18 protein-coding genes are annotated in these 20,342 nt (G+C 65.8%); 7 read left to right on the top strand and 11 right to left on the bottom strand.

Translation table 11 applies throughout. From position 1 onward, the window contains the following. Positions 1 to 64: 64 nt before the first annotated feature. The 4 genes from AC5FRW_RS05060 to ilvA form a co-directional block, all read right to left on the bottom strand. The gene (locus AC5FRW_RS05060) at positions 65 to 1,198 is read right to left on the bottom strand and encodes a hypothetical protein (RefSeq protein WP_493567337.1); all 1,134 of its coding nucleotides are present in this window, start codon (positions 1,196 to 1,198) and stop codon (positions 65 to 67) included. A gap of 190 nt (positions 1,199 to 1,388) precedes the next feature. Further along, complete coding sequence (locus AC5FRW_RS05055; RefSeq protein ID WP_493567336.1) at positions 1,389 to 1,592, bottom strand: DUF7981 family protein; 204 nt, start codon at positions 1,590 to 1,592, stop codon at positions 1,389 to 1,391. Between the two features lie 25 nt (positions 1,593 to 1,617). Continuing rightward, entirely contained in the window at positions 1,618 to 1,995 is a 378-nt protein-coding gene (locus tag AC5FRW_RS05050) for a Rid family detoxifying hydrolase (protein ID WP_493567335.1), read from the bottom strand. Positions 1,996 to 2,037: 42 nt separating this feature from the next. Next, a complete protein-coding gene (gene ilvA / locus AC5FRW_RS05045) occupies positions 2,038 to 3,249 on the bottom strand; it encodes a threonine ammonia-lyase (protein ID WP_493567334.1) in 1,212 nt (403 codons plus the stop codon). A 330-nt stretch (positions 3,250 to 3,579) separates the two neighbouring features. Between ilvA and AC5FRW_RS05040 the strand changes: the two genes are divergently transcribed. After that, on the top strand, positions 3,580 to 5,214 hold the full coding sequence (locus tag AC5FRW_RS05040; RefSeq protein WP_493567333.1) for a potassium channel family protein: 1,635 nt from the start codon (positions 3,580 to 3,582) through the stop codon (positions 5,212 to 5,214). Between the two features lie 20 nt (positions 5,215 to 5,234). Here the strand turns inward: AC5FRW_RS05040 and AC5FRW_RS05035 are convergent, their stop codons facing one another. After that, positions 5,235 to 6,971 carry a hypothetical protein gene (locus AC5FRW_RS05035; protein WP_493567332.1) on the bottom strand — a complete coding sequence of 579 codons (1,737 nt, stop codon included), beginning with the start codon at positions 6,969 to 6,971 and terminating at the stop codon, positions 5,235 to 5,237. 695 nt (positions 6,972 to 7,666) lie between these two features. Further along, the gene (citZ, locus tag AC5FRW_RS05030; protein WP_493567331.1) at positions 7,667 to 8,803 is read right to left on the bottom strand and encodes a citrate synthase; all 1,137 of its coding nucleotides are present in this window, start codon (positions 8,801 to 8,803) and stop codon (positions 7,667 to 7,669) included. A 251-nt stretch (positions 8,804 to 9,054) separates the two neighbouring features. On the opposite strand from citZ, the gene AC5FRW_RS05025 reads away from it, so the two are divergent. Beyond that, positions 9,055 to 10,275, top strand: a complete 1,221-nt coding sequence (locus AC5FRW_RS05025) for a potassium channel family protein (RefSeq protein ID WP_493567330.1) — start codon at positions 9,055 to 9,057, stop codon at positions 10,273 to 10,275. Here AC5FRW_RS05025 and AC5FRW_RS05020 read toward each other — a convergent pair. Then, complete coding sequence (locus tag AC5FRW_RS05020) at positions 10,266 to 10,523, bottom strand: DUF7536 family protein (RefSeq protein ID WP_493567329.1); 258 nt, start codon at positions 10,521 to 10,523, stop codon at positions 10,266 to 10,268. The two genes, AC5FRW_RS05025 and AC5FRW_RS05020, sit on opposite strands and share 10 nt — an antisense overlap. 135 nt (positions 10,524 to 10,658) lie before the next feature. On the opposite strand from AC5FRW_RS05020, the gene AC5FRW_RS05015 reads away from it, so the two are divergent. Further along, the gene (locus AC5FRW_RS05015; protein WP_493567328.1) at positions 10,659 to 11,615 is read left to right on the top strand and encodes a succinylglutamate desuccinylase/aspartoacylase family protein; all 957 of its coding nucleotides are present in this window, start codon (positions 10,659 to 10,661) and stop codon (positions 11,613 to 11,615) included. 126 nt (positions 11,616 to 11,741) lie between these two features. Next, a complete protein-coding gene (locus AC5FRW_RS05010; protein WP_493567327.1) occupies positions 11,742 to 12,818 on the top strand; it encodes a threonine synthase in 1,077 nt (358 codons plus the stop codon). A gap of 17 nt (positions 12,819 to 12,835) precedes the next feature. Here the strand turns inward: AC5FRW_RS05010 and AC5FRW_RS05005 are convergent, their stop codons facing one another. Continuing rightward, positions 12,836 to 13,051 carry a DUF7511 domain-containing protein gene (locus AC5FRW_RS05005; protein WP_493567326.1) on the bottom strand — a complete coding sequence of 72 codons (216 nt, stop codon included), beginning with the start codon at positions 13,049 to 13,051 and terminating at the stop codon, positions 12,836 to 12,838. A gap of 140 nt (positions 13,052 to 13,191) precedes the next feature. Here AC5FRW_RS05005 and AC5FRW_RS05000 point away from each other — a divergent pair, with 140 nt between their 5' ends. Next, positions 13,192 to 14,877 (top strand): glycoside hydrolase family 9 protein, encoded by a 1,686-nt coding sequence (locus AC5FRW_RS05000; RefSeq protein WP_493567325.1) that lies wholly within the window; start codon positions 13,192 to 13,194, stop codon positions 14,875 to 14,877. Between the two features lie 128 nt (positions 14,878 to 15,005). After that, entirely contained in the window at positions 15,006 to 15,773 is a 768-nt protein-coding gene (locus AC5FRW_RS04995) for a DUF7260 family protein (protein WP_493567324.1), read from the top strand. Positions 15,774 to 15,848: 75 nt separating this feature from the next. Here AC5FRW_RS04995 and AC5FRW_RS04990 read toward each other — a convergent pair whose 3' ends face one another. Next, positions 15,849 to 17,114 (bottom strand): TiaS agmantine-binding domain-containing protein, encoded by a 1,266-nt coding sequence (locus AC5FRW_RS04990; RefSeq protein WP_493567323.1) that lies wholly within the window; start codon positions 17,112 to 17,114, stop codon positions 15,849 to 15,851. Between the two features lie 184 nt (positions 17,115 to 17,298). On the opposite strand from AC5FRW_RS04990, the gene AC5FRW_RS04985 reads away from it, so the two are divergent. Beyond that, complete coding sequence (locus tag AC5FRW_RS04985) at positions 17,299 to 18,267, top strand: transcriptional regulator (RefSeq protein WP_493567322.1); 969 nt, start codon at positions 17,299 to 17,301, stop codon at positions 18,265 to 18,267. Positions 18,268 to 18,633: 366 nt separating this feature from the next. Here the strand turns inward: AC5FRW_RS04985 and AC5FRW_RS04980 are convergent, their stop codons facing one another. Both AC5FRW_RS04980 and AC5FRW_RS04975 read right to left on the bottom strand, forming a co-directional pair. Continuing rightward, positions 18,634 to 18,882: a glutathione S-transferase N-terminal domain-containing protein gene (locus AC5FRW_RS04980; protein WP_493567321.1), complete on the bottom strand. Its 249-nt coding sequence runs from the start codon at positions 18,880 to 18,882 to the stop codon at positions 18,634 to 18,636. A 70-nt stretch (positions 18,883 to 18,952) separates the two neighbouring features. Next, positions 18,953 to 20,323, bottom strand: a complete 1,371-nt coding sequence (locus tag AC5FRW_RS04975; protein WP_493567320.1) for an aryl-sulfate sulfotransferase — start codon at positions 20,321 to 20,323, stop codon at positions 18,953 to 18,955. Between the last annotated feature and the right edge of the window lie 19 nt (positions 20,324 to 20,342).

The following is a 20,342-nucleotide window of genomic DNA, read 5'->3' as shown; positions in this document are numbered from 1 at the left end:
CGTTCCAGGCGTGCGCCTTCTGCTCTCGACTGCGAGTCGGAAGTGATGTCCACGGTTACGACGGTCAGAACAGCACCCCGATCAGGAGAGACCCCATCTGGATGTCGGTGAAAAACACGAAGACGGCGTACACGGCGACGGGGACCCACAGCGAGCGGGTGCGCTCGGAGCCGACACAGGCAGCAGCGCCGGCGACAGCATAGCCGATGCCCCAGGCGAGTCGTGACGGGCCGACGAGTCCGGTTCCGACAGCGATGACGACGGCGAGAGCAAGGACGAGGACGACGCTGACGCCGGCCGTGAGCGGTCGCCAGTCGAGATGAAGCAGCTCCACGCCGAGTCGGACACCCCGAGCGACCACGGGCGCGAGTACCAGCGAGAGGAGCACGACACCGGTCAGGACGAGGGTCATTGCAAACGGCACCTGCGTGGCCGAGGGTCCCAGCCAGTAGAGCAGGCTGACCAGCATCGTCAGTGCTGCGACGGTGCCGGCGGGGCCGAGGCGCTCGCGCAACTGGGGCTGGATCACACCGTGGTACAGGACGCCCCAGCCTGTCGCGACGAAGAGGGCCGGGAGCACGACCTCTGAGAGCACGTCCGCCGCCGAAAGCGGACCGAGAGCGGTCGTCACATCGGGTATCGGGGCCACCAGTGACGCGATGGGCCACACCGCGGCGCTTCCGAGTGCGACCACGACGAGAGTCGCGGCGGCCACGTGCCAGTCGTCACGCGCCGGGAGCACAGTACGGATCTCGATCCCGTACGCCGCCGCGTAGACGACAGCGGGGATTCCGAGTGCGACCGGTCCAAACAGGAACGTTCTGACGGTCGCCTCGGGAAACGTCGGCAGGTGCACGACACCGTGGAGCAGATACGCGCCAAGCAGCACGAGCAGCGCCGTGATCGCGCCCACGGACCGCCGTTCGAACGTGTCGAACCGAGCCGTCGACGGCCACAATTGGCGACGAATGGCGTCGGCGACCAGCAGCGCCAGCAATGCCAGCGTCGCATAGACGACGGTCCCGACCAGCCGCGGATGGAGCGTCTCGGGAATCGACGACGAGAGTATCTGGACGGTCACGGTCGCGATTCGTTGCAGGAGGATCGTTGCGACCAGTAACACGAACAGCGATCCGGAGGTGCGGATCATGGGGTCGTCGGGGACGGACTCGGACCGCCGGAGGGACTGTCGAACCATATCAGAAGAGGACAGTTGTGACCTGAAAGTTTTCCTATTTTTACTGACACTGTTGGGGTGATCGGGGGGTGGGTCGACGACTGGGAGTCATACTGCCGGCTGTAACTGTTTCAAGATGTTTGTGATTCGGGGTCGCGAAATGCTTCACAGACAGACAGCCGGCAGTGTCAGCAGGGGACAGCCAGCGGGATCAGACAGGGTCGTTTTCCAGTAGCTGATCTCGCGCGAGGAGAGTTACGGCGGCGGCCCCACCCCCGACGAGCACGGCGACGCCGGCCTTCACGCCGACGGTCACGGTCGCGGGGGTGAGCAGTTCGTACCCCTGAATGAGGACGAGAAAGGAGAGCGCGCCGACGACGCCCCACAGCAGGCTCTCTTTCGTTCGCGGGTGCATACCGGAACCGAGGAGTCGAGGGCCTTCACTTCGTCGCTATGGCCTCGATTTCGACGCCGACGCCCTTGGGGAGGTCGTCGACGCCGACGGCGCTGCGGGCCGGTGGCTCGATTTCGAAGTAGGTCTGGTACGTCTCGTTCATCGCCTCGAAGTCGTCGATGTCGTCGAGGTACACCGTCACCTTCAGCACGTCCTCCAAACTCGCGCCCGACTCGGTGAGGATGGCTGCGACGTTGTCCAGGGCCTGTTCGGTCTGCTCGGCGATGGGCGCGTCGTCGAGCAGTTCGCCCTCGGGTGTGAGTGGAATCTGACCGGCGGTGAAGACGAGGTCGTCCGTCGCGGTGGCCTGACTGTACGCTCCGACCGCCTCGGGTGCCGCGTTGGTGCTGACAATGCGCTTCATACCTGACGTGGTGCGCGCAGCGGGAATAAAGGTGGGCGCTGGCTACACCAAGACTTCCACTTCGTATCCCGCATCTTCGAGCGCGGCGAGCAGTTCGGCGACGTGTTCCTCGCCACGCGTTTCGAGGTCCAGTTCGACCTCGGCGTCGTTCATCGCGATGTCTCGCGAGGTACGGTCGTGCTCGATGCCGTAGATGTTGACCTTCGCCGCCGAGAGCACCTCGACCAGTTCCTCCAGTGACCCGGGGCGGTCTTCGAGGACGGTCTTGATCTTGCAGTAGCGGCCCGTCTCGACGAGGCCGCGCATGACGACGTTGGTCAGTGTGTTCAGGTCGATGTTGCCCCCACAGAGCGTCGGGACGATGGTCTCGCCCTCGTCGTAGTCGAACTTCCCTTCGATCAGGGCCGCCAGTGGGACCGCACCAGCGCCCTCAGCGAGGGTCTTCGAGCGTTCCAGTAGCGTCGTCAGCGCGACGGCGATCTCGGGGTCGGTGACGGTGACGACCTCGTCGACGCGATCCTTGATCACTTCGAAAGTGCGCTCGCCGACGGTGCGCGTTGCGATGCCATCGGCGATCGTCTGGACCGAGTCGCGTTCGATCCGGTGGCCCTTCTGGAGAGACTGGGCGACGCTCGATGCCCCTTCGGCCTGAACGCCGATCACGCGCACGTCCTCGTCTTGCCCTTTGAGTGCCGTTGCGATACCGCTGATGAGGCCGCCCCCACCGATGGGGACGACGACGGTGTCGACGCCCGGCAGGTCCTCGTAGATCTCCAGTCCGATCGTCCCCTGTCCGGCCATGATCATGTCGTCGTCGAAGGCGTGGACGTAGGTGCGACCCTCCTCGCGTTCGATCTCGTGGGCCTTCTCGGCGGCCTCGTCGTAGTCTCGACCGTGCAAGACGACCCGCCCGCCGTAGCTCTCGGTGGCCTGCACCTTCGAGACGGGGGCGCGCTCGGGCATGACGATAGTCGAGTCGACGCCGATCCGGGTCGCCGCCAGCGCGACGCCCTGCGCGTGGTTGCCGGCGCTCGCGGTGACGACACCGGCCTCGCGTTCGGCATCCGAGAGTGTCGCGATCCGATTGGTCGCGCCGCGGATCTTGAACGCGCCCGTGCGCTGGAACAGTTCGAGTTTGAGATGCACGTCCGCGCCGGTCATCGCAGAGAAGGTGTGTGAGTAGTCCAGTGGCGTGTGCCGGGCGGTCTCGGCTACCCGGTCTCGGGCCGCCAGTACGTCCTCGAAGGCGAGCATACCAGTCGTTGGACGTGAGTACTTTTTATTCTCCCGCCCACGCGAACGGACTGACGACCAGCGCCACCGCTCACAGTCGTTTTCGGGAAGGGGAACGGAGAGATGATAACCACCCACCAGTGGAGGGTGTGACAGCAATCGGTGCAATGCGAGGGTGGCTATTAAACGCGAGGATAGCGAAGTGAAAGTGAAAGTGCCGGACGGAACGGTGACGCGAGAGGCAGACGACGTGCGTCGGACGGATGTCAGTCGCCGTCGTCTGGACAGTGCCGGCGGGGACTACGCCGGCAAGGGAACCGTTTTTACCGAGGTCGGCCACGTAGGTGATAGATGGACACCTGGCAGCGCCGGACGGGGCTGTACGTCCTCGGACTGGTCGCGGTCATTTTCGCGTTCACCGTCGCGTACGACTACGGGATGAGCGTCTTCGAGGGCGAGCCAAAGACGTTCGTCCACTCGTTGCGGATCGTCATCGAGACGGTGACGACGACCGGGTTTGGCTCCGATGCCGACTGGCAGTCTGCCGAGATGAACCTCTTGATGAGCGTCATGGCCACGACCGGCGTCGTCCTGATCTTCCTCGCACTGCCGGTCCTCCTGTTTCCCCTGTTCGAGGAAGCCATGTCGACGACGGTGCCCACGGCCGTCGAGGAGAGTCTCGAAGACCACGTCGTCATCTGTTCGTTCACGCCGCGTGGCGAGACGCTCGTGGGCGAACTCGACACGTGGGGCGTCGAGCACGTGATCGTCGCCCCGGATCGGGACCGTGCGACCGGACTCTACGAGGACGGCCACCGCGTCATCCACGCCGACCCACAGTCAGTCGAGGGACTGGAGGCAGCGGGCCTGTCACGGGCGCGCGCACTCGTCGCCGACGCCGCCGACGAGGTCAACACCAGTATCATCCTCACCGCGGGCGAGGTCGACGACAGCGTGCCCACAGTCAGTGTCGTCGAAGAACCCGACCGCGAGCGGTATCACGAACTCGCCGGTGCCAATCACGTGGTCTCGCCGCGTCGCCTGCTGGGTGAGAGCCTCGCAGGAAAGGTGACGACGCGCGTCTCGACGGCCGTCGGCGAGTCGATCGAGATCGGACAGGACTTCGACATCGCTGAGTTGCCGATCCACCGTGGGAGCGAACTGGTCGGCCGAACGCTGGCCGACAGTGACATCCGCGAGCGGGCGGGCGTCAACGTCATCGGCGCGTGGTTTCAGGGTGAGTTCGAGAGTCCGCCCTCGCCCGACGCGACGCTCGACAACGGCACTGTCCTGCTCGTCGCCGGCCGCGAGGACCAGCTCCAGCGGCTCAAAGACATGACGCTGTCAGACGTTCGCCAGTTCGGCCACGGCGAGACCATCGTCGTCGGCTACGGCGAAGTCGGCGAGACCATCGGCGACGCGCTCCAGGCGGCCGGACTGGACCACACTGTCATCGACCAAGACGAGAAGCCCGGCGTCGACATCGTCGGCGACGCCACCGAACCCGAGGAACTGCGCGCGGCCGGCGTCGAGAACGCCCGGACGGTCATCCTCGCGCTGTCTGACGACACCAACGCCGAGTTCGCGACGCTCGTGGTCCGCGATCTCAACACCGACGTGGAGATCGTCGCCCGCGCCGAACAGACCGAGAACGTCCAGAAGATGTATCGAGCGGGAGCCGACTACGTCCTCTCGCTGGCGACGATTACCGGCCGGATGCTCGCCTCGACGATCCTCACGGACGAACAGGTGATCTCGATGGACGAACAGGTCGAGATCGTCCGCACCGAAGCCAGCGAACTGGCCGGCAGGACACTCGGTGAAGGGCGTGTTCGGGCCCGCACCGGCTGTACGGTCCTCGCGGTCGAACGCAACGGCGACGTGCTCACCGACGTAGGACCGGACGTGCAGATCGACGCGGGCGACGAACTCGTCGTCGCCGGCACCGACGAAGCCGTCGATCGGTTCCGTGCCGTGTTTCAGTAGCGCCGTGAGGACACAGGTCGTTACTGCTCCCAGCGTGCAACCGTGCTGACATCCGACCCGAAACCGGCGCTTTCCTCGAAGTGGACGGCCAGATCGGCGGCCGCGTACTCTGCGGGGACCTCGTAGAAGTCCCAGCCGGCGATCTCGGGCTGGTCTTCGAGGTCACCCTCGATGGGGGTGTAGAAGTCCTCGCGGATATCCTCGGCGTCCGCGACGTAGGTACTGTCACCGACATCGTTCCCGTCGGCAGTGAGCCAGAAGTCGCTGGTGTCGGGTGTCGACGCGTAGTCGTCGCTCTCGTCACGCTTCGAGAAGCGGAACTGGACAGCGACGAACTGATTCCCGTCGTCCGGTTCGGCCTCGTACTCCTCGCCGTCGAAGTTGTCGTAGGCGGTGACGGTGTCGAGTGTTCGAAGGCCCTCGACGACGATGTCGGCGTTGCCACTCGACTGGAGTCGGTCGCCAAAGTCAAGCACGGCCTCCTCGAACTCGACCTGCCACTCCTCGCCGAACGGTGCGAGCCGGTAGGTGTACTGTCTGTTGTAGACCGAGACACTGGAGAGCGTGACCTCCGTGGACGCCCCGGCTTCGATTTCCCTGCTGATCACGCCGCCGGTCGGGCGGTCGATGTCGAGAGTCGCGTGGCTCGTCGCCGCGGTAAGCTGCGCCCAGCCCCTGTCGGCGTCCCACTGGACGACACTCCTGAGAGTGCCGGCAGCCTCGCCCTCGTTGGCGACGGTGACAGTGATCTCGTAGCTCCGGCCCAGCGGCGTGGTCTCGGGGGCGTCGATGGACTCGACAGTCAGGTTCGACAGCCCGCGTTCCTCGCCGGCTGGAGCGGCCGTCCAGACGCGCTCGGGCAGCGTGCCGGTCGTGTCGACCTGCCCGGTGATCTCGACGGTTCCCCGGGCCGTCTCGCGAGGGACTTTTGCGAGGAAGTAGCCCGTCACCGAGTCGCTTGGGTCGATCTCCGGCAAGCCACCGTCGGTAAAGCGACTGTCAGAGCGACCGAGGATCGATCCCGGGACCCCGTCGCCGCTGCCGTACCACTCGCCGTCGCGAACGTCGATCGTCCCGCTGGCGGCCGATGCCGTCTCCGTGCCGGTGTTCTCTGCCGTGACGGTGACGACCGCGAGCACGTGCCCCGAGGGAGCGCCAAAGGCCGCGACCTCGTCGTAGGTCGACAGCCCACTCGACCTGATAGTCCCGTAGAAGACGGACTCCTGAATCGACACGTCGTCGACCGTCACCGTGAGGTCGTCACCGATCGACAGCGTCTCGCCGACAGCAGCGGTCGTCGGCTCTGGCCGGACCGTCACCGACGCGTCGGTGTCGACCACGGCGAACTCGTAGTCGTCGACCACGTCGAACGCTGGCCCCGTGATCTCGGTCTCGCCCGTCTCGCCGGGTGCGACCGAGTCGATGGTGACCGACTCTTCGAACGAGGGCGCTCCCTCACCGTCGGCGGCGAGCCTGACGATACCTTCGTAGGTGCCGGTCTCGCCGCCGGTGTTCGTCGCCGCAACTGTCAGCGTCGGTTCCGAGCCGACCGTCACGCCCTCAGAGGCCGACAGCGAGACTTCGTCGAACGCCGCCGGTCCCGTTGGCGTCTCGGTCGCCGTCCCGGTCGCAGTGTCGTCATCCGCTCCGTCGCCGCCCGACGAGCCATCGCTGTCGCCACCGGAGAGGAAGCCACAGCCTGCAAACGCGCTGGTCAGTCCGATCGATCCGGTCGCGAGCAACTCACGTCGTTTCATCGATTGGAATCATTTGCGCACAGCAATTATATCGAACGGTTACAGTCTCATATCTGAATACAGGCCAGTACATAGCATTTTTAATTACTGTTTGTGAGCGTGTATCCACCATCGACTGACGGACTATGATAATTTTTCAGAATCGATAGCGAACACAGCAATGGCTCGCTACGCTCACCACCACTCCTTGAAAAACGTGGTATTGCTGAGCAAAGCATGGCTCGGAAGTCGAGCGGGGCGAGTCTTCCGGTGGCGAAAAAGCCGAACCGCACTCCGTTCACGGGTCACTCCGTTCCCCGTTCACATCGAGGCCCGCCTGACTCACGGCTTCACCGTTCGTCTTGACGAGATTCTACCGGAATCTCACCCTCGGCGCGCCTCGCACCGTTCGGTTCAGTGAATCGGCGACGCGGTCGCCGAATGCGCTCTTACCGCTCGTCGATCGGCACGAACCGTCCTCCACCTTTTTCCGCGTCGGGTGTCCTCGCTTCCTGCGGACACCCTTGCGCAAAAACGTGGGTGAAAAGGCTGAACCTCACTTCGTTCACGGGTCACTCCGTTCCCCGTTCACATCGAGGCCCGCCTGACTCACGGCTTCACCGTTCGTCTTGACGAGATTCTACCGGAATCTCGCCCTCGGCGCGCCTCGCACCGTTCGGTTCAGTGAATCGGCGACGCGGTCGCCGAATGCGCTCTTACCGCTCGTCGATCGGCACGAACTCCTGATCGGTCGGGCCGACGTAACGAGCGCGCGGCCGGATCAGGCGATTGTCGTCGTACTGTTCGAGGACGTGAGCCGTCCAGCCGCCGACGCGGGACATGGCGAAGATTGGGGTGTAGATGTCGATGGGGATGCCCATCTGGTAGTACGTCGAGGCCGAGTAGAAGTCGACGTTCGGGGCCAGCCCTTTCTCTTCGGCGAGGTACTCTTCGATGGTCGTGGACATCTCGTACCACTTGAGCGAGCCGGCAGCCTCGCCCAGCTCCTTCGAGCGCTCGCTGAGGATCTTGGCACGCGGGTCCTTGACGTTGTAGACGCGGTGGCCGAAACCGGAGACGCGCCGCCCTTCGTCGAGAGCCTGCTTGACCCAGTCAAGCGGGTCCTGCTGGGCGTCGTCGACCTCTTTGAGCATCTCCATGACATCCTGATTCGCGCCGCCGTGGAGCGACCCCTTGAGGGTGCCGATGGCGGAGGTGATCGCACTGTGGAGATCCGACAGGGTCGAGGTGGTGACCATCGCCGAGAACGTCGAGGCGTTGATGCCGTGGTCGGCGTGCAGCACCAAGGCCATGTCGAACGTCTCGGCGAGTACCTCGTCGGGTTCCTCGCCGTTGAGCATATAGAGGAAGTTCGCGGCGTGAGAGAGGTCGTCACGAGGCGCAACAGCGTCTTGGCCGTCGCGGAAGCGAGTGAAGGCCGCGAGGACGGTCGGAATCTTGGCGGTGATCCGGCGACCCTTGCGGAGGTTCGCGTCGAGATCGACCGGGTCGCTCTCTGCGTCGGGATCGTGCGACGAGAGCATCGAGACGGCGGTCCGCAGCGCAGCCATCGGGTTCTCGTCGGCGACAGCCATCTGCTCGACGGTCTGCATGATGGCGTCGTCGACGTGGCGTTCGTCGACCATCGCGTCGGTGAAGTCGTCGAGTTCCGCCTGGTTCGGGAGGTGGCCGTGCCAGAGGAGATACAGGACCTCCTCGAAGCTTGCACCGGTCGCCAGGTCCTCGATCGTGTAGCCACGATAGACGAGTTTGCCCGCGTCACCGTCGATTTTACTGAGCTCCGACTCGGTAACGAGGACACCCTCCAGACCTTTCTTGAGGTCGTCGGACATACGCAGTGAGTTTTCTACCTGCCGGGAAAAACATTGTCTTTCTGTGCGTCCGCTGGCAGTGAACAGCTCCGGATTTTCTGAACGATCGGGCAGGCAGGCCACCGACAGTGGACGATCGTCACGACGTTCGTCCAGAGTTCGACAGAACCACCGGCCGGGGCGGGACCGACCGTGTCGAGTCTGGCCGGGACGACCGTACGAGCGCGTGCCACGGCGAATGGCTTTTGCCCGACGGCCGCGCAGGTGCGAGTATGTCGACCGAGGTCGAGTACGAGCCAGTCAGCGTCAAGGCGGTGCTGGCGGAGATGAAAGACACCGCAGAGCTACTGATCGACCTCTCGTACTCGGCCGTTCTGCTCGGCAGCGACGAGGTCGCCGCCGAGGTGCTGGAACTCGAAGAGCAGATGGACGTGTTGCAGTTGCGCGCCCGCATGAGCCTCTTGCTCGCGGCCCGGAGTACGGAGGACGCCGAGGCGCTCGCACCCGTACTGGGGATGGTCGGGGCTGCAGAGAAGATCTCCGATGCCGCCGGAGACATCGCGAAGGTGGTACTGGAGGACATCGGCCTGCCCGAAGCGATGCGGGCGACCCTGCCCGAGGCCGTCGAGACTATCGTTCGGGCGACCGTGGCCCCCGACTCGCCACTGGCAGGTGAGACGCTTGGCACGCTCAATCTGGAGACCGAGACCGGTGTCCGCGCTATCGCGATCCGTCGCGCGGGTGACTGGCTGCTGAACCCCGACGCCGAGACCAGTCTCGATGCGGACGACGTGGTCCTCTTTCGCGGCCCGGACGACGGGATCACCACGGTGTATCGCGACGCGACGGGCGAGACCTACGAACCACCGTCACCGCCGGAGAGCGAGATCGAGGACCTCGAACGCGCCGTCGACTCGATCGTGTTGATGAAGGACATGGGCGAACTCGCCGTCGATCTGGCCTACGGCGCGGTGTTGCTCGACAGCCCGGAGGTGGCCGAGGAGGTCGTCGAACTCGAAGCCGAGGTCGACGCCCTCCAGTCGCGCTTCGAGGCGTGGACGCTACAGGCCGCCGGCCGCTACGACGACCCCATCGCGCTCCGGGGACTGGTCCACCTCGCGCGGGCGACCGAAGTCATCTCCGACGCCGCACTGGAGATCAGCGAGGGTGTCCTCCGGGGCCTGTCGACCCACCCAGTCGTCGCCGAGGCAGTCCGGGAGTCCGACGAAGTGATCGTCAGCGTCCCGGTCGCGGCCGGCAGCGCGCTCGACGGGACGACTATCGGCGGCCAGCAGGTCAAGACCGAGACCGGGATGGGAATCATCGCAGTGCGCCACCCGGATGCGAGCGATCGTACTGGCCGCAAAGACAGCGACTGGGAAGTCTCACCCGGTCCGGCGACGACGCTGTCTGCGGGTGACGTACTGGTCGCGAAGGGGACCCGAAGCGGGGCCGAACGGTTCCGCGCGCTCGCCGGCAGCGATCAGAGCTGACGAAGCTGACGGACGAGCGAGCCCGCAGTGAACACGGCCGTGATGAGACCGCCAAGCGAGACGAACAGGACGAAACCAAGCGCGACGTACAACAGCGGCGAGCGCTGTGCACCCGGCACGACGACGAAGAACACGAAGATAGTGATCGTCAACAGCGCGGCGAGAACGAAGCCACGCTTCGCGTGGGTCGGGACGTTCAGCGCGTCGACGAGTGCCCCCGGTCCAGAATCCGGCTGACTTGCTGACACGGGATCGACTTGGGACGGCATCGGTAAGGAGCCGTCGGTTCCGAGCGAACCGAACGGTGTGCCCGTCGTCCGCCCCACGTTCGGTACAGCGAGAATCCGAACCAGTAAAAGTGGAGGCCACCCTAGCACGTTCCAATGGTAACCCTCGGGACGGCGACGGCCTCGCCGGGCGAGCGAGACACGGGACGACTGGTCGTCGGTGAAACGCGAGACGGCAGCGATGTCGGACTACCGGTCGCCGTCGTCAACGGTGCCGGCGACGGCAAGACGCTGTACATACAGGCCGCAAGCGACGGCGACGAACTCAACGGCGTCGGCGTCATCCAGCGTGTCGTCCCACGACTCGACCCCGCAGAACTGTCAGGCACCATCCTCATCGTCGGCATCGTCAACTACCACGCGTTTCAGGTCGCCGAACACCGCAATCCCATCGACGACACGAAGATGAACCGGGCCTATCCCGGCAACGCGGAAGGGACCTCCTCGGAACGGATCGCCGCCGCGACGTTCGACGCCGCCACGCGGGCCGATCTGGTGCTGGATCTCCATCAGGGATCGACCTCCCAGATGATCGACGAGTGCCGCGTGCGCTGTGGCACTCGCCACCGGATGCACGACGAGTGTCTCGAACTGGCGAAGGTCTTTGGCTGTGGCTATATCCTCGATCAGAAGGGACCGGACGGCCAGCTCGCTCGGGCCGCCCCGGACGAGGGCGTCCCCACCATCGACCCCGAACTCGGCGGCTGTGTCGGCTGGGACGAGCAGTCGATCCGGCTGGGTGCCGAAGGCGTGTTCAACGTCCTGCGGTACTACGGCTTCCTCGACGAGGACCACATCGACGAGACCCAGACCCGGGCCAAGAGCTTCGATCAGTACGGCTCGCCCAAGGGCGGACTCGTCTCCTTCCAGAAGGAACTGGGCGAACGGGTCACCCGCGGTGAGACGCTGTACACCATCACCGACGTGTTCGGGCAGGAGAAAGCCGAAGTGACCGCCGACTCCTCGGGCATCTTCTGGCGCGCCCGACGACTCCCGCAGGTCGCGACCGGCGAGTACGTCTGTTCTGTGGGAACGGATATCGACTCCGTCTGAGACGGAACGTTGTAGCCGTGTAGGCGGTCGACCGCGCGACGTTGTGCGGTCGACCGGGGACAGACCTACAACTGTCCGTCTGAATCCACACCGAGACTTTTGCGGGTGCCGACCGAGTGACTGGGTATGTACCACTGCGAGTCCTGTGGCCGCGAGTACGACGCCGATGGACCGTGGCGCTGTGCCTGCGGGCACGCACTCGACTACGCCGAGCGCCCGCTGCCGGGTACGAGGGACCCACCCGATCCCCAGTCTCTCGACCGCGACCGAGGCCTCTGGGCGTTCGACCAGTTTCTCCCAGTCGAACGGCGCGTCTCGCTGGGCGAGGGGTGGACACCGCTCGTGGACGCCCCGACGTTCGACGCCCAGATCAAGCTCGACTCCGTGTTTCCGACGGGGAGTTTCAAGGATCGCGGTGCGACGGTGACGCTCTCGCAAGCGGCCGTACTGGGTGTCGAACGGGTCGTCGAGGACTCGTCGGGCAACGCCGGCCTCGCCATCGCCACCTACGCCGCGCGGGCGGGGATCGACGCCGAGATCTACGTGCCGGCGGGTGCGAAGGCGTCGAAACTGCGGAAGATCGAGCGGACCGGCGCGGACGTGGTCCGGGTCGAGGGAAGCCGTGACGACGTGACCGCGGCCTGCCACGACGCGCTGGACGGTGACGCGTGGTACGCCAGTCACGCCTGGCAGCCCGCCTTCTTCGCCGGGACGATGACGTGGGCGCTGGAGGTCGCCGCCCAGCGCGACTGGTCCGTGCCCGACGCCGTCGTCGTGCCGGTCGGGCACGGAACGCTGTTACGCGGGGCTTACCTCGGCTTCTCGGCCCTGCGAGCGGCGGGCTGGACCGACAACGTGCCGCGGCTGCTCGGGGCACAGGCGAGTGGGTACGCACCGATCGCAGCGGGCGAAACGGCCACCGGAGCGGCGGCAGCTGGGGCGAACGATCTGGCCGACGGCATCCAGATCACCGCGCCGGCCCGGGGCCAGCAGCTCCTCGACGCCATCGAGGCGACCGACGGGAATGCCATCGCCGTCGACACGGCGGCGACCGAGCGGGCACACGAGCGCCTCTCACGGGCGGGGTTTCAGGTGGAACCGACCTGTGCGACAGCGGTGGCGGCGCTGACACAGTACCGCGAACAGGGGACGATCACGCCAGCGGAGGACGTTGTGGTCGTCCTCTCGGGGCAGAACGGGTAAGAACAGGAACGACCGTGCTATCGACAGTCGGAGACGTCGACGGCGTGTTCGGCGTCGAGCGCGAGCCAGTGTGTCTCGGCGTCGGCCGGGTCGATGTCTTCGGGATAGAGGATGAAGCGCTCGGAGTTGTCCGCGCGCTCTTCGACGACCGCCGAGAGCTGTTCGTCGGGGAACTCCTCCTGTGGAAGGGGTTCGGGGGCGAGCGCGGTGTCGCCGTCCTCCTGCTGGCTCATGGCAGACGGTTTGCTATCTGTGCATATTGTTAGACGGACGCTACTGGCGTTTCACGACGAGAGAAACGCCGGAAAGAGTCGCCTTCGGCCGGCAACCGCTCGGCCGTAGAATTAAACGTATGCATGTCGAGACACGAACGATGGAGCTGCTGGTCAATCAACTCGGATACGAGACCGAGGGACCGAAACGTGCAGTCTGTCGTGCGACCGAACGCCACGAGTTCGACCGGTTCGAACTCCGCGACGGTGCGGACACTGTCTTCGAGGGGCGACCGGAGTTCGTCGGATCGGTCGCCGACTGGGGAGACGGCGAGTGGGTGTTCTGGACGCTCGATTTCTCGACCGTCGAGACCCCCGGCGAGTATAGCCTGCACATGGGAGACACCGTTTCGCGACGATTCGCCATCGGCGACGACTGTCACGCCGAGACGATGCTGTCGGATATCCTGTACTACTGCAAGACCCAGCGCAGTGCCGGCCGGTACGACCGGGCCGACCACGAGGTGCCGTTCGTCGGCGACCGCGAGGGGACCGTCGACGTCCACGGCGGCTGGTACGACGCCTCCGGCGACATGAGCAAGTACCTCAGCCACCTCAGCTACGCGAACTACTTCAATCCCCAGCAGGTCCCGATCGTCGCCTGGGGGCTGGCCGACGCCCGCGACCGCCTCCACGAGGCCGACCACACGCTGGGCGCGGAACTCGACGAGCGCCTGCGTGAGGAGATTCACCACGGCGCGGACTTCCTCTGTCGGATGCAGGACGACGCAGGCTACTTCTACATGACCGTCTTCGACCAGTGGTCCAAGGACGTGGACCGCCGGGAGATCTGTGCGTACGAGACCGACGAGGGCCACAAGACCGACGACTACGAGGCGGGGTATCGACAGGGCGGGGGCGTCGCCATCGCCGCACTCGCCCGGGCCAGTCAGGTCGACGGCCCCGGCGAGTTCGACTGCGAAACGTATCTCGACGCCGCCGTCGACGGCTTCGACCACCTCGAAACCCACAACACGGCGTATCTCGACGACGGCACCGAGAACGTCATCGACGACTACTGTGCGCTGCTGGCGGCGACTGAACTGGCCGACGCGACCGGTGACGAGCGGTTCGTCGAGACCGCCCGCGACCGGGCGCGCTCGCTGCTCGACCGCCAGCGTGACGACGGCGACTACGACGGCTGGTTCGATGCCGACGGCAACGGTCGCCCGTTCTTCCACGCCTCCGACGAGGGGCTGCCGGTCGTCGCACTGCTTCGCCACCACGAGGTCGACGCCGATGGCCCGCTGACCGACGACATCGAGGGGGGAGTCAGGCGGTTCTGGGCCTTCGAGACGGGGATCACCGACGAGGTGACCAATCCCTTCGGCTACCCGCGCCAGTACGTGCAGGCCGTCGACGAGGACGACCCCAGATCGTCGTTTTTCGTCCCCCACGAGAACGAGACGGGCTACTGGTGGCAAGGCGAGAACGCCCGCATCGCCTCGCTCGCGACCGCAGCAGCCCGGTCGCGCGATGTCGTCGACGACGACCAGCGCGAGCGACTGGATCGGTTCGCACAGGACCAACTGGACTGGATCCTCGGCGCGAACCCCTTCGGCGTCTCCATGATGCACGGCATCGGCGCACCGGAGCCGACCTACCACCGTTCGTTCCGCAACGTCCCCGGCGGCATCCAGAACGGGATCACCGCCGGCTTCGAGAACGAGGCCGACATCGCGTACCTCCCCGAGGGCGTCGGCGACGACCACGCGCACCGCTGGCGCTGGGCCGAACAGTGGCTCCCCCACGCCGCGTGGGCGTTCCTCGCGGTCAGTTCGCTGTAAGGCGACGGGGTATCTCGACGGAGTGCTATATAGAATTCATAGCAATTGCCTATAGCCACCGCGGCGGATGGGGCGATACGGACGGTGTCACACGGTCTCACCCCGAGGACCGGCCGTCCACTGGACCCATGCCCGAGACACACCAGCCCCGAACCGAGCAGGCGCTCGACCTCCTCGACCGAGAGTTTCGGTACGTGACCGACGAACGCGAGGCGTTCCGCCAGTTCAGAGCACGGATCGAGAATCTCGACCCGTCGACTGCGACGCCCACGCGGCCGGGCGCAGGCGGTGACGCAGTCGCCTGTGTCGGCACTGCATCCCGCCCGGACCCGGCCGCCCAGACGCTTCGAACGGCCTACGAGGAGACGGTCCTCGCGGTCCCGCATTATGCCGCTGAGTACGGCGAGCCGGCACGGACGAACTTCGCGGCGGAACTGGGTGCCGAAGTGGCGGTGCAGGTGTTCCAGACCGGACGAGTGACGCCGCCGGTGTACGACACCATCCTGAACGCAGTCGGGCAGGCAATCGAGGACCGGACGGCGTTCCGCGAGACACTCCAGACTGAACGCCAGTCACTGTGTACGGTCCGGGACCACCTCGACGACTGCGAGAGTCGCGCGGCCGAACTCGGCGCGGCCATCGACGACCACACGACGAGCACGCGCTGTGAAGCGATCGACGACGAACTGGCGACGCTGGAAGCGACCTGTACCGACCTCGTGGCCCAACGACAGGAGCTGCTCCACGGCCGGACGACGGCCAGCCTCGTCGGCATCTCCGGCGAGAATCTCGTTCGGTACCTCTACGAGGAGTGTTCGGCCACCTGTCCCGCGCTGGCCGACATCGCCGACTGTATCGAGACGATTCGCCGCCAGCGCGAGCGCTGTTTACGGTAGGCCGTTGAAAACCGCGCCCGCGGGCGGACGCCGGGTGTCTCTCTGCGTCGCGACCGCTCGAAACGCTCGGCGTCGTTACCGCTCCGGATGAATCGTGCCGTCGAAGCCACCGCGGACTAACGGTTTGGCGATGTGTCGCCGCGCCACCGGCGGCACCTCGTACCAGCCCCGTTCGAGGTCGCGCTCGATTGGCTGTTCGACCTTGCCATCGCGGGCGGTCCCACAGTCCCGGCAGCGATACCCCTGTTTCCGGCCGGCGCTTTCCATCGAGCGCCCGCAGTCGGGACAGTCGGGCGTGACCAGTTCGGTCTCGACACGCTCGCGCAGGGCGAACTTCTCCAGTTTCAGCGTGCCGTTACTCACTTCGCCACAGACCGTCAGTCGATCACCCACGCGGAGCGCGCGCACCCGGTCGCGAAAGCGCTTCGTGGGTTCGAACGCGGCACACTCGACGGTCACCTCGCCGTCGCCGATGGTGAAAAAGACGTGCCCGCCCTCGCGGGTCTCGGGTGCTGCGGCGACCCGGCCCTCGGTTCGGTAGGCGCTGTCGTCGGTGACTGTGGCGAGGGGCGCGGGCTGGAGGTGGGCGTCGGTGCCCTGATTCGTCACGAACGTTCTCGCGCGGTCGATCGGCTCACTTTCGATTGCATCGGCAACCGCGCGGCACGACCGGGCGTCGTCGCCGCGGATGCCATAGAGGATCGGACAGGGGGTGCGCGGGACCGAGACCGGGTAGCCGGAAGCGCAGTCGACGGTGTCCCAGACGGCCGGATAGTGGCGATCGGCGGCGGCCCGAACCGACTCGGCGTCGACCGACCGCTCGGTCCCCCAGCACTCGCGCTCGCGGTAGGCGATGTGTTCGACGGTCCAGTCCTCGAAGGCGCGCCACGCTCCGACCGCCGCGAGCGCGCCGATCAGACCACGACCGTTGCCGACCGATTCGGCGGCGAAGCCCGCTGCGTCGATCCGCTGGCGGGCAGTCTCGGTGTCGATCAGTGAGCGAACGGCCGCGGTGGCGTGTGCGGCGACGGCGTCGGGCACGGCGTCGGGATCGCAGTCGGCGACGACGACGCCGGGATTGGTCATCGGATCGTCGGTCGCGGCCAGATCGAACGTCTCGCTGGCGAGCGCGAGCGCACGCTCGGCGGCGAGGTCACAGTGGACGGCGAGTGCGGCGTTCCCGCGAGTCTTGTACTCGACGGCGGGGTTGAGTCGCACCAGCAGCGTCCGAGAGACCGCACCGTCAGCGGCCTCGATGCGCTCTGCCAGCCGCGTCGCAGCGTAGGTCGTACACATCCCTTCGGTCCGGGAGTCGGTGTCGTCCAGTCCGATGACCGTCACGGCCCGACCTAAGCGAGTGGCTGGCTTCGGCGTTTCGTCTCGTGAGCGCCAGCGATTCGGACGGGTCGGAGACGGTATATGAACGTGTCGGTGAACGGACGTGAAACGGCGAAACAGCGCCCGTACCCCGTCACAACGCATATATGCAGTGAATTACTTGTACAACATAGAGGTACGTACCACAATGTCACGGTCGGCACTGGTCGAGAACGTCACGGCGATGCTGGAGGATGCTGGCTTCCTCGTCAGCGACCGGTGTGCGATTCGGCCCAAGAGCTTCGACGTGGCGGCGCGGCGTGGGGAGGACGTGTTGCTGGTGAAGATTCTGGGGAACATCGACTCGTTCGACGGCGTCACCGGCGCGGAGATGCGACGGCTGGGGACCTACCTGAACGCCACGCCGATGGTCGTCGGCCTGCGAACCCGGGACGAGGAACTGAAACCCGGCGTCGTCTACTTCAGACACGGCGTCCCGGTGCTGTCGCCGGACACGGCGATGGACCTGTTCCTCGAAGCGGTGCCGCCGCTGATCTACGCCGCACCGGGGGGACTGTACGTCAACATCGACAGCGAAGTGCTGGCGGACGCCCGCGAGGACCGAGAGTGGTCGCTGGGTCGTCTCGCCAAGGAACTGGGCGTCTCCCGGCGCACCGTCTCGAAGTACGAGGACGGCATGGACGCCTCCGTCGACGTGGCCGCCGAACTCGAAGAACTGTTCGACGCACCGCTTACATCGCCGGTCAGCGTCCTCGATGGGGCCGAGGAGGTCCGCGACAACGAAGACGCCCCCGAGGACCCCGAGGTCGCCCCCGAGGATCAGCCACTCGTGACGGTCTTTACCCGCATCGGCTTCGAGGTCCACCCGACTGATCGTGCGCCGTTCAAGACCGTCTCCGAGAACGAACAGCAGCGCCAGCAGGTGCTGACGGGCCGCTCGGCCTTTACCAAGACCGCCGAGAAACGCGCCCGCATCATGTCCTCGGTCGGTGAAGTGACCCGGACCCGTTCGATCTACGTCGTCGACGACCTCAAACGGGAGTCAGTCGATGGCACCGCCATCATCGAGGAGTCTGAGATGGAGGCCATCGACGACGCCGACGACCTGCGGGACCTGATCATGGAACGGGGCGAAGAACCCGAAGAAGTGGCCTAGCAGCGAACGTCGACTGTTCTGGCTTTTGCACGATGACTGTGAACTCGACAGTGAACACACCGAAAGCCCTCGGCTCGCTGGCGGTCGCTGATCGGCATATCCGTGCTCGCTTCGCTCGCCCGGATAGTGGCCGATCAGACGACTCCACGAGCGCCAGCGCGCCTCGCCCTTTCATCCGCCAGGCTCGTGGACGGTGTCGATAGCAACATCCTGGCGGATGAAAGGGCGAGTGCAGTTCCGGGAACCCCGGCGACGTAAGCACGCGAACGGAGTGAGCGCGCGCAACGAGTCGCGGGAACGGAACTGCACGAGGGCTTTCGAAATCTCGTTGGGAGAAGCGATGGGATCGCCGAAGATCGGCGTGTTCTAGTTCCCGTACGTCTCGTCGAGATACTCGACGATGTCGTCGGATTCGGGCATCCCATCGACGCCGTGTTCCGTGTCGACGAGGACGGGCACACCGGTCTGGCCCGAGATTTCCTGTACCTCGGTCCGCTCGTCGTGCGAGCGGGGGACCATGTGTGACTCGTAGTCGAGTCCGAGCTCGTCGAGTTTGTCGATCACTTTCGCGCAGTAGGGACAGCCCTCTAGTTCGTACAGTTCGAGGTTCGTCATCGACGAGAGCTAACGGCTGGACACATATCAGCGTCACGGCGCTGTGCGCGCGAGGCGCACGGATTTTGACTTACAGGCGCTCGCGGACGCGTCCCAACAGCGTACCGAATCGGTGAGCGACGGCCCGGCGGCGGACGAGGAGTTCGCCAGCGCCCCAGCAGCAGGCGATGGTCCCGCCCAGCGCGAACGCGGCGAAGGCCCACCGAGAGAGCCAGACCGGGCGCAGCCACGGCGTGACGTGCGCCCAGGCTCTGGCGAGCCACGACGTGATCCCGTCGAGTGGCGTCCCCTCGCCAGCGGCCCCGATCACGTCCGCGGGCGTGGTCGCGCCGGCGGGACCGTCGGTCTCGGTCCCGTTGACCGCGACAGTACCGGTAGTGTCGTGTTCGCGCATGGTCGGGCCGTTCGAGCCGTCGCCGGTGCCCAGTCGCTCGGCGTCGTAAGGTGCCCACGGCGCGGCGAACTCCCAGACGACCTCGCCCGACGGCGTCACCTCGACGACGCGGTGGGCGAGCGTGTCGGTGATCAGCGTGTTGCCGTTGGGGAGGCGGTCGGCGTCGCGGGGCCAGTGGAGACCGGTCACGGCCCACGTCCGCTGCCACTCGCCGTCGATGCGCGCGTACTCGACGACGCGGTCGTTCTCGCTGTCGGCCACGAGGATCGTCAGCGGATCGGTCGCGACCACGTCGGGGTTGTGCTGCTCGAACAGTGTCTCGTGGTCGTCGTCGCTCCCCAGTCGGGCCGTGATCGCCTTCGTCTCGCGGTCGATCAGGAGCACCTGATCGAAGTTGCGCGGGCTGACGAGAAAGGCGTCGTCGCCGACGGGGTCGACGTCGTTGACGTGGGTCCAGTCCTCGCTGAAGCCGCCGTCGGTGCTGTTCGGGAAGTGCTCGTGGAACGTCCACTCCCACGTGATCTGCTCGGACGTGCGATTGTACACGAAGATGCGGTCGCTGCTGACGCCGTCCTCGTACTCGCGCATGTTTGCGACGACCAGCCTGTCCTCGTCCAGCAAGTCGACGTCGTGGGTGTCTGTGATCGGGAGAAACTCCTCCCACACGCGCGTCTCGGTCGCCGGGTCGAACTCGAAGACGACGGTGCCGCGCTCGTTCGTCGACGTTACGAGGAGGTTGCCGTCGGCCAGCGGATCGACGTCGTAGAACCACGTCGTCTCCGGGCTAGATTCGTAGGTCCACTCGACTGCGCCGGTGGCATTGGCGGCGACGAGCCGTGCTGGCTTTTTCTTGTTGTCCTCGCCCTGAAAGTGAAAGCCCTGCACGCTGACGACCGTCGTGCCCTCTGCGGGACCGTCGGCGAAGCCGTCACCGAGTGTAACTGGATCGTGGCCCACAGCGGTGAGGGCACCGGCCAGAAAGCACGCACTGACGACGAGCGCGAGCATCACGCGGAGAGTCCGCCTGCTCGGGATTGGGACGACCATGGAGAGAAGGTCGTGTCAC

The organism is Halomicrobium sp. HArcht3-1 (assembly GCF_058933345.1).
Note: the sequence above shows the minus strand (reverse complement) of the source record. Positions and strands in the feature narration are given on the sequence as shown.